This is a genomic window from uncultured Corynebacterium sp. (assembly GCF_937999985.1).
Classification (GTDB): domain Bacteria; phylum Actinomycetota; class Actinomycetes; order Mycobacteriales; family Mycobacteriaceae; genus Corynebacterium.
Genome location: NZ_CALLDG010000142.1, coordinates 1 through 8,415, shown reverse-complemented (window position 1 = coordinate 8,415; position 8,415 = coordinate 1). Strand labels below are relative to the sequence as shown.

The following is an 8,415-nucleotide window of genomic DNA, read 5'->3' as shown; positions in this document are numbered from 1 at the left end:
GGTCGAGTTATCGGCCCCCTCCGTCTATTCCAAGGGGACGCTCTTGCTCCACGCCAACGCAGCACTGGCCTCACACGGCTTACGGGAACCAGCCGCCTTTCTCACGATTGACCAACGTCTCCGGTCAGTACATCTAGAGGCCAGCAACCTCGCCGATCACATACACCGCCGGCGAGCCAACCTCGTTAGCTTCGAAAGTTTCGGCCAGCGTACCCAGGGTGCAGCGGAATCCCCGCTGCTGGTCGGTGGTGCCCTCCTGGATCACGGCCGCCGGGGTGTCGGCCGCCAGTCCCCCGGCCTGCAGCTCCGCGGCAATCGCGGCCACGTTCCGCACGCCCATGATCACGCACAGCGTGGCCCCCGAGGCCGCCAGTGCGTGCCAGTCCACCAGGCTGCTCGGGTTATCCGGCGAGACGTGGCCGGAGACCACGGTGAAGGCATGCACCACTCCCCGCTGGGTCACGGGCACGCCGATGGCCGCGGGCACGCTCACGGCACTGGTCACACCTGGGATAACCTCGCAGGCCACACCCGCCGCAGCGCACGCCTGCACTTCCTCGAAGCCGCGCCCGAACACGAACGGGTCCCCGCCCTTAAGCCGGGCGACGGTCTTGCCGGCCCGTGCGTGCTCCACCAGCAGCTCGTTGGTCTTTTCCTGGCTGACCTGCCGGGAGTACGGTAGCTTCGCCACGTCGATTACTTCCTTGGCCTCCACGTCGCACAGCTTGTCCAGCTCGCTGGTGGGGCCCAGGTGATCGGTCAGGATCACGTCGGCTGCCTGTAGCGCGCGCATTCCGCGCACCGTAATCAAGTCCCATGCCCCAGGCCCGCCGCCGATCAGCACCACTTTCCCTGTCTCACTCATGGGAATTCAGCCTACCCCTACAATGGGCAACACCATGAATACGTTCGCCGAGCAATTCCCGGAACTCGCCCTCCCTTGCACCGGGGAGGCCTTCCCCGACCCGCAGATCCTCGTGCTCAACGAGCCCCTCGCCACCGAGCTGGGTCTGGATCCGCAGTGGCTCCGCAGCCCCGAGGGCATTGCCTTCCTCACCGGCCAGAACGGTGGCCATGCACTCGGCTACGCCGGCCACCAGTTCGGCCAGTTCAACCCGCGCATGGGCGACGGCCGCGCGCTCCTGCTCCGCGAAGACGGGTGGGACATCCACGCCAAGGGCACCGGCCGCACCCCCTTTTCCCGCGGGGGCGATGGCCACTATCCCCTCGATGCCGCTCTTAAGGAGTATGCCTTCGCCGAGTCCCTCCACGCCCTGGGCGTCCCCACCGCCCGCTCGCTGGCTGTCCTCTCCACCGGCCATACTGTGCGGCGCAATCGCTTCCACCCGGGCGCGGTCGGGGTGCGCGTCGCCAGCTCACACATCCGCATCGGCACCTTCCAATACGCCGCGCTCATGGGCCCACAGGTCACCGAACGCCTCGTTGACTACACCCTCGCCCGCCACTTCCCGGAAGGCACCTCACCGCTCGATCTTTTTGACGCCACCGTCTCCCGCCAAGCCGCGCTCGTCGCCTACTGGATGCGTTTCGGCTTTATCCACGGGGTGCTGAACACCGACAACATCGCAATTTCCGGGGAGACCATCGACTTCGGCCCGTGCGCCTTCATGGATTACTTCGCCACCAACACGGTGTACAGCTCCATCGACACCCTTGGCCGCTACGCTTACGCCCAACAGCCCGCCGTCATGATGTGGAACCTCGCGCGCCTGGCTGAGGCACTCGTGCCGCTGGTGGATGAGGGCGTCAAAAAATTTACTGAGCGCTTGCACCGCTTCCAGCCGCAGTACGCCGCGGCGTGGGACGAACAGATGGCCGCCGCGCTGGGAGCCCCGGACTGCGCCGAACAGTTGCTTGACCTACTGCAAGTGGCGGCTCCCGACTACAGTGCTCTCCTGGCCAACCTGAACCCGGGCGAGATCCCCCAGGGCCTCGAGGGCACCCCGGGTGCCGCCGAGTGGACCGAGCGCTGGACAGCGCAGGACCCCCACCCGCGCAACCCCATCTACCTACCGCGCAACCACGGCATGCAGGTCGCGCTCGAGCAAGCCGAGGCTGGTGACCTCAGCCGCTACCTACTGGCACTCGAGGCGCTACGTAGACCCTTCGAATGGGACGACAAATACGAAAAACTCGGCCTCCATGCGGCGGTGCCGCGCGAGGAAGCCGAGTTCACGACCTACTGCGGTACTTAGACCAGCTTCAGGGTCTTCTGGGAGCGATCCCACTGCTCGTTGAACAGGTTGGCATCCTTGGACAGGCGTGTGCCGTAGGAAGGAATCATCTCACGCAGCTTCGGTGCCCAATCGGCGATGCGGTTGCCGAAGCAGCGCTCCAGCACCTCCAGCATTGCGGACGGAGCGATGGAAGCACCCGGGGAAGCACCCATCAGGCCGGCGATGGTGCCGTCGTTGGAGTTGATCAGCGCGGTGCCGAACTCCAGGGAGCCGAACTTCGGCGCGCCGATCGGCTTGATGACCTGCACGCGCTGGCCGGCGGTGACCAGCTCCCAATCCTCGGCACGTGCCTCCGGCATGTACTCGCGCAGGGATTCCACGCGGGCTGCCTGGTCCTTCAGCACCTCCTCGATCAGGTACTTGGTCAGACCCATCTCCTGCACACCCACGCCCAGGTAGGACGGAATGTTGCCCACGCGCAGGGACTTGAACAGGTCCAGGTAGCTGCCCTTCTTCAGGAACTTCGGGGTCCAGCCAGCGTACGGACCGAACAGCAGGCCCTTCTTGCCGTCGATCACGCGGGTGTCCAGGTGCGGAACGGACATCGGCGGAGCGCCGACGGAAGCCTTGCCGTAAACCTTGGCCCGGTGCTGCTCCACCAGCTCCGGATTGGTGCAGCGCAGCCACTGGCCAGATACGGGGAAGCCGCCGTAACCCTTGATCTCCGGGATGCCGGACTTCTGCAGCAGCGGCAGAGCCATACCGCCGGCGCCGACGAAGACGAAGTTCGCGGTGATCAGGGAGGTGTCGCCGGTGTGCAGGTTCTTGGTGGTGATCTTCCACTTAGAACCGTCGCGGTTAATGTTCTTGACCTCGTTGCCGAAGCGAACCTCGACGCCCTGAGCGGTGACGGCGTCCAGGTACTGGCGGGTCAGCGCACCGTAGTTGATGTCGGTGCCCTCGTCGAACCAGGAGATCGCAACCGGGTTGTTGAAGTCACGGCCACGGGCCATCAGCGGCAGGAACTCGGCGAACTTTTCGTCGGAGTCGCTGTACTGCATGTTCGGGAACAGCGGGTGGTCCTTCAGCGCCTCGTAGCGGGCCTTCAGGTAATCCACCTGGTCCATACCCTGTGCGAAGGAGACGTGCGGGACCTTGTTGATGAACTCGGACGGGTCGCCCAGCACGTTCTGCTCGACCAGGTAGCTCCAGAACTGGCGGGAGACCTGGAACTTCTCGTTCACACCGACGGCCTTGGAGATGTCGATCTTGCCGTTGACCTCGGGGGTGTAGTTCAGCTCGCACAGCGCGGAGTGGCCGGTACCAGCGTTGTTCCACGGGTCGGAGGATTCCGCACCAGGGGTGTCCAGACGCTCGATGATCACCTGGCTCCAGTCCGGCTGCAGCTGCTTCAGCATGACGGACAGGGTGGTGGAGATTACACCCGCACCAATTAGTGCAACGTCCACAGAATCTTTATGTGCCACTATCTATTCATTCCTTCAAAGGCGAAAAAGTCAGACCATTATTGTGTCATATTTACTCTACGCCTATAGGCCAATGTTTCAATGTTCTTTGCCTGTTCGTGGCGCTAGCATGAGTACATGCCTAATAGCCCCGCACTCCCTACCTCCGCCGCCGATCTCAAGTTTTCGCCCGATGAGCTGGGCGAAGGCTTCGGCCAATGCTTTCTCGAGCTGGGCGACGACCCGGATGGCGAGTCCCCCATTCGTTGCACCCTGGTGCGTTACTGTCCGGATACGCCCGACGATTCCTTTTTCTCTCGCCCCGCCATGCTTTTTGTCCATGGAATGACGGACTATTTCTTTCAGGACCATGTAGCCCGCCATTTTCATGACTCCGGCTTTGCCGTCTACGGTCTGGACCTGCGCAAGTGCGGTCGCTCCTGGCGCGAGGGGCAGACCTGGCACCACGTCAGCGATCAGTCGCTCTACGACGTGGATCTCTCCACGGCCACGTCCCTCCTCGCCGCCACCCACACCGCGGTCGTTCCTGTTGGGCACTCAACCGGTGGGTTGGACGTTACGATGTGGGCTCATCGCCTTTTTGACGCCGGTTCCCCCCTCCACAGTTCCATCGCCGCCATCGTTTTGAACTCGCCGTGGTTTGGCCTGCAGTTCAACCCGGCCGTTCGCTTCGTCATCAATCGAGTGTTGCCGATCGTCCACAAACTGAAGCCCAACATGCTGCTTCCCGGTGGTATCAACCCGACTTACGGCCGATCCCTGCACGTCACCGAGGCAGGCGAATGGAACTATAACCTGAGCCTCAAGCCGCTCGAGCCCCGCCCGAAGTATCTGCAGTGGCTCCTGGGCGTGGCTCGGGAAATCCGCCGCCTCCACTCCGGCAAGGGCGACACGGGCGTGCCCACGCTGCTGCTGACCAGCCACACCCATCACTTCTCCAAGAAGCTATCCCGCGAGTCCTACAACGCCGACCTCATCCTCATGCCGAGCCAGATGTGGCAGCAGGCCTCCAACGCTTCTTCCCTGTCCACCACCATCGTCATCGAGGGCGCGTTGCACGACGTGTTCCTCTCCCGCCCCAAGGTTCGCTCTAAGGCCTTCGCCGCCACCGACGAATGGCTTAGCGACGTCTTCAACGAAAGGAAGGTTCACCGTGCCTGATTTTGACCTCATCATCGTCGGCACCGGATCCGGCAACTCCCTGCCCAGCCCCGCCAACGAGCACCAAAGAATCGCCATCGTGGAAAAGGGTACCTTCGGCGGAACCTGCATCAACGTGGGCTGCATCCCGACCAAGATGTTCGTCCACACCGCCGACGTCGCCCGCAGCTTCTCCGAGGCCTCCCGCCTGAGCCTGACCGGCGAGCTCCAGCACGTCGACTGGCAGGACATTCAGCGCCGCGTCTTCGCCGACCGCATCGATCCCATCAGCGAGAGCGGCGCCGCCTACCGCGCGGGCGACGAAACCTCGAACATCACACTGTTTGAAGGCACCGCGCGTTTCGTCGGCCCCCGCACCCTGCAGATCGGCGACGGCCCCACCATCACCGGCGCCAACATCGTGCTGGCCACCGGCGGTCGCCCGCGCATCCACCCCGCCCTCGCCAACGTGCGGTACCGCACCAACGAGGACATAATGCGTCTGGATGAGCTGCCGAAGTCCCTCATCGTCGTCGGCGGTGGCATCGTCGCCGTGGAGTTCGCCGCCATGTTCTCTGGCCTCGGCACGCAGGTTACGCTCATCAATCGCTCGGAGAAGCTGTTGCGGAAGTTGGACGCCGACATCTCCGATGCCTTCACCACCCAAGCCAAGCAGCAGTGGACAAACCACCTGGGGCGTACTATCACCGCCGCCGAAGAAACCGACGATGGCCAAATCACCCTCACCCTTGATGACGGAACTACCGTCACGGGTGAGGAGGTCCTCGTTGCGATGGGGCGCGTCAACAATTCGGACACGTTAGATTGCGAAACGGGTGGCGTCAAAACCCGAGAAGACGGCCTAATCAAAGTCGACGAATACGGCCGCACCAGCGCCGACGGCGTGTGGGCGCTGGGCGATGCGTGCAACGACTTCGAGCTCAAGCACGTCGCCAACGCCGAGGCACGGGTGGTGGCGCATAACCTGGCTCACCCCGATGATCTGCGGAAGTTCAACCACGATGTGGTCCCCAGCGGCGTGTTCACGCACCCGCAGATCGGCGTGGTGGGCCTGACCGAACAGGAGGCGCGCGAGACCGGCCGCCCCATCACCGTCAAGATCCAAAAGTACGGCGACGTGGCCTATGGCTGGGCGATGGAAGATACAACTGGATTCTGCAAGGTCATCGCAGACCGGAGCACTGGCGAGATCCTCGGGGCGCACATCATCGGCCCGGAGGCCAGCTCGTTAATCCAGTGCTTCGTCACCGCCATGACCTTCGGAATTAATGCCCGCGATTTCGCCGAAAAGCAGTATTGGCCCCACCCCGCTCTGACAGAATTGGTCGAGAACGCCCTACTTGGGTTAGATCTCGAAAACTAACAAAGGAGCTTTCTCGCCATGTTTGCAGTAGTCACCGGAGCAGCCTCAGGTATCGGCCGGGAGGTGGCACTGCAACTAGCTGAACGCGGCTATGCGGTGGCCATCAGCGACCGCGACGAGGAAGGCCTGGCCACTACTGCCAGCGCCATCACCTCCCGCGGGGGCACAGTTGCCGACCAGCGCACTGTAGACGTGACCGACGTGGAAGCGGTGAAAGCCTGGGCGGACGACGTGGTCGCAACTCACGGCGCCCCGGACCAGGTGCACCACGTCGCCGGCATCGCCATCTGGGGTGACGTGCGCCAGATGCCGCACGAGAAATGGCAGCGGGTGATCGACGTGAATCTGATGGGATCCGTGCACATGGTGGAGGCCTTCGCGCCGAAGATGATGGAGGATCAGCCGGTGCGTCGGCGCCGCCGCGACCGCCGGAAGCTGGTTTTCGTTTCCTCCGCCGCGGGCATCATCGGCCTGCCGTGGCACGCGGCCTACTCCGCGTCCAAGGGTGGCGTGCTGGGCATGTGCGAGGTGCTGCGCTTCGACCTGGCTCCCTACGGCGTGGATGTGCACGCCGTCGCCCCGGGCGCGGTGGACACTCCCCTGGTTCGCACCATCGACATCCACGGCGTGGATCGTTCCAAGAAGCGCATCCAGAAGGCAACCTCGCTGTTCCAGGGCCACGCCGTAAGCCCCGCCAAGGCGGCGCAAAAAATTTTGAAGGGCGTGGACAAGGGCAAGTACCTCATCAACACCAGCGGGGACATCCCTGTAGCCCGGTGGGCGCAGGTAAACGCCCCCTGGGCCTACAAGGGAGTGATGAAGGCGCTTAACGCTGGGTTCCGATGGGCGTCAAAGTAAGAAGGGCAACGAGATAGAGGCGAGCAACACGAGCGCAATAAAAGCGAGGAACGCCTTGCCCTGCCAGTGGGCGTAGTTGAAGTCCACGCCGACCCCGAAGCGCTTGTCTACCATCACGGCCGGATCCTCCGGGTTGTAGTAGAACATGCCCCACTTGTAGTGCTCGTCGCTGCTCGTGCTCGGGCTGGTGGTGTTGTTCTGCTTCCTCGCCAGCGCCACGACCATGGCGAGGCTAGCCCCCAGCACCAGCACCAGCGAACCGACCGTGGCTGGAGCTACCCAGTCCGTGTGCAGTACGGTCACGACCTGCAGGCTGGCGAACATGATCGCCAGCGTAAGGTTCATCACGGCCAGCCACATCGCCGTGTAACCATGCGAGGGCTTCCAACGAAGTATCCCCGCTGCTATCAGCACGAAAAACAGCACCAATACCGCGCCGAATATCGTCGGGAAAAACACCGACGCAACGGACTTGTCACTCCAGCTGTCCGGCTCGAAGCGAGTACCGAAGTGGGTCGCGAAACGCTCCGGAATGTCCTTCCAGCGCACGGCCACGTACCCGGCCGTCAGGCCAAGCAGCGCCAGCGCTGCCCCAGTGAGCGCCCATGTGCGGTTTGCTGTACTCATCGTTGTTCCTCAAAAATTTTTGGAGCTTGGCGTTCGATTAATTCTAATTCTGCGTAAGGGGGTTGTCCGGGGCGGTTTATATACTGCACGCACAAGCTGGAAAATTTTTTTGGCTACACCACAAAAAGCACCTCCGAACAGGCAATAAGGGGAAAGACCATGTTCGAGCATTCCACCACCACACCCTGCTGGCGCATCACCGACCCGAACGATCCACTAAGCGTAGCCGCGTGCGAAGTTAACCGCGGACACGTGAACCTCGCCGTGGCCTGCACACCCGAGATGAACGAGTGCGTCATCGACGTATCCACCCGCCTGGCCGTGCGCCTGGGGCTAACTGAATACCGCGCGCTGACACTAGTGGAGATCGGCCATATGTTCCGTCGCTTCCCTAGCATCCTCGAGCTGGCCCGCACCGGCGCTTACTCGCTTGACCTGCTGCGTTGCATGGCCGACTGCCTCAGTCCCGTGAAAGCAGACGTCCCCGAAATCTTCGAGGAAAAAATTTTTAAAGCGATCTCCCCGACCATCCCGAACCAAGCCATGCTGGCCAGAGCAACCATCCGCAGCCGCATCGAGAATGTGATTCGCAAGCACGATCCACAAGCGCTGCCGGAGGAGCCGAAGGATACGGATACGATTTCTTCCGCGCACCTGGACATCGACGATCGGCCCGATACCACCACTGTTTTCTTCTTGACGCTACCTAAGCTAGAGGGGC

General features: G+C 62.8%; 7 protein-coding genes and 1 pseudogene. 5 read left to right on the top strand and 3 right to left on the bottom strand.

The features are described 5' to 3' along the window. Nucleotides 1-133 precede the first annotated feature (133 nt). Nucleotides 134-865 carry a uroporphyrinogen-III C-methyltransferase gene (cobA, locus tag Q0331_RS06710; protein WP_298075650.1) on the bottom strand — a complete coding sequence of 244 codons (732 nt, stop codon included), beginning with the start codon at nt 863-865 and terminating at the stop codon, nt 134-136. Between the two features lie 34 nt (nt 866-899). Between cobA and Q0331_RS06705 the strand changes: the two genes are divergently transcribed. Further along, the gene (locus tag Q0331_RS06705) at nt 900-2,216 is read left to right on the top strand and encodes a protein adenylyltransferase SelO family protein (RefSeq protein WP_298075649.1); all 1,317 of its coding nucleotides are present in this window, start codon (nt 900-902) and stop codon (nt 2,214-2,216) included. Here the strand turns inward: Q0331_RS06705 and mqo are convergent. Continuing rightward, the gene (mqo, locus tag Q0331_RS06700) at nt 2,213-3,685 is read right to left on the bottom strand and encodes a malate dehydrogenase (quinone) (RefSeq protein ID WP_298075648.1); all 1,473 of its coding nucleotides are present in this window, start codon (nt 3,683-3,685) and stop codon (nt 2,213-2,215) included. The two genes, Q0331_RS06705 and mqo, sit on opposite strands and share 4 nt — an antisense overlap. A 117-nt stretch (nt 3,686-3,802) precedes the next feature. On the opposite strand from mqo, the gene Q0331_RS06695 reads away from it, so the two are divergent. From Q0331_RS06695 to Q0331_RS06685, 3 genes are read left to right on the top strand one after another with little or no spacing between them, the layout of a single operon-like run. Beyond that, on the top strand, nt 3,803-4,846 hold the full coding sequence (locus Q0331_RS06695; RefSeq protein WP_298075647.1) for an alpha/beta hydrolase: 1,044 nt from the start codon (nt 3,803-3,805) through the stop codon (nt 4,844-4,846). Then, a complete protein-coding gene (gene mtr / locus Q0331_RS06690) occupies nt 4,839-6,209 on the top strand; it encodes a mycothione reductase (protein WP_298075646.1) in 1,371 nt (456 codons plus the stop codon). The genes Q0331_RS06695 and mtr overlap by 8 nt, the downstream gene beginning before the upstream one ends. Before the next feature lie 18 nt (nt 6,210-6,227). Further along, nucleotides 6,228-7,067, top strand: a complete 840-nt coding sequence (locus tag Q0331_RS06685) for an SDR family oxidoreductase (protein ID WP_298075645.1) — start codon at nt 6,228-6,230, stop codon at nt 7,065-7,067. On the opposite strand, the gene Q0331_RS06680 is transcribed toward Q0331_RS06685, so the two are convergent. Next, nucleotides 7,059-7,694: a DUF5808 domain-containing protein gene (locus Q0331_RS06680; protein ID WP_298075644.1), complete on the bottom strand. Its 636-nt coding sequence runs from the start codon at nt 7,692-7,694 to the stop codon at nt 7,059-7,061. The two genes, Q0331_RS06685 and Q0331_RS06680, sit on opposite strands and share 9 nt — an antisense overlap. A gap of 159 nt (nt 7,695-7,853) precedes the next feature. Here Q0331_RS06680 and Q0331_RS06675 point away from each other — a divergent pair. After that, a pseudogene (locus tag Q0331_RS06675) lies at nt 7,854-8,415 on the top strand (HNH endonuclease); the annotation flags it as partial.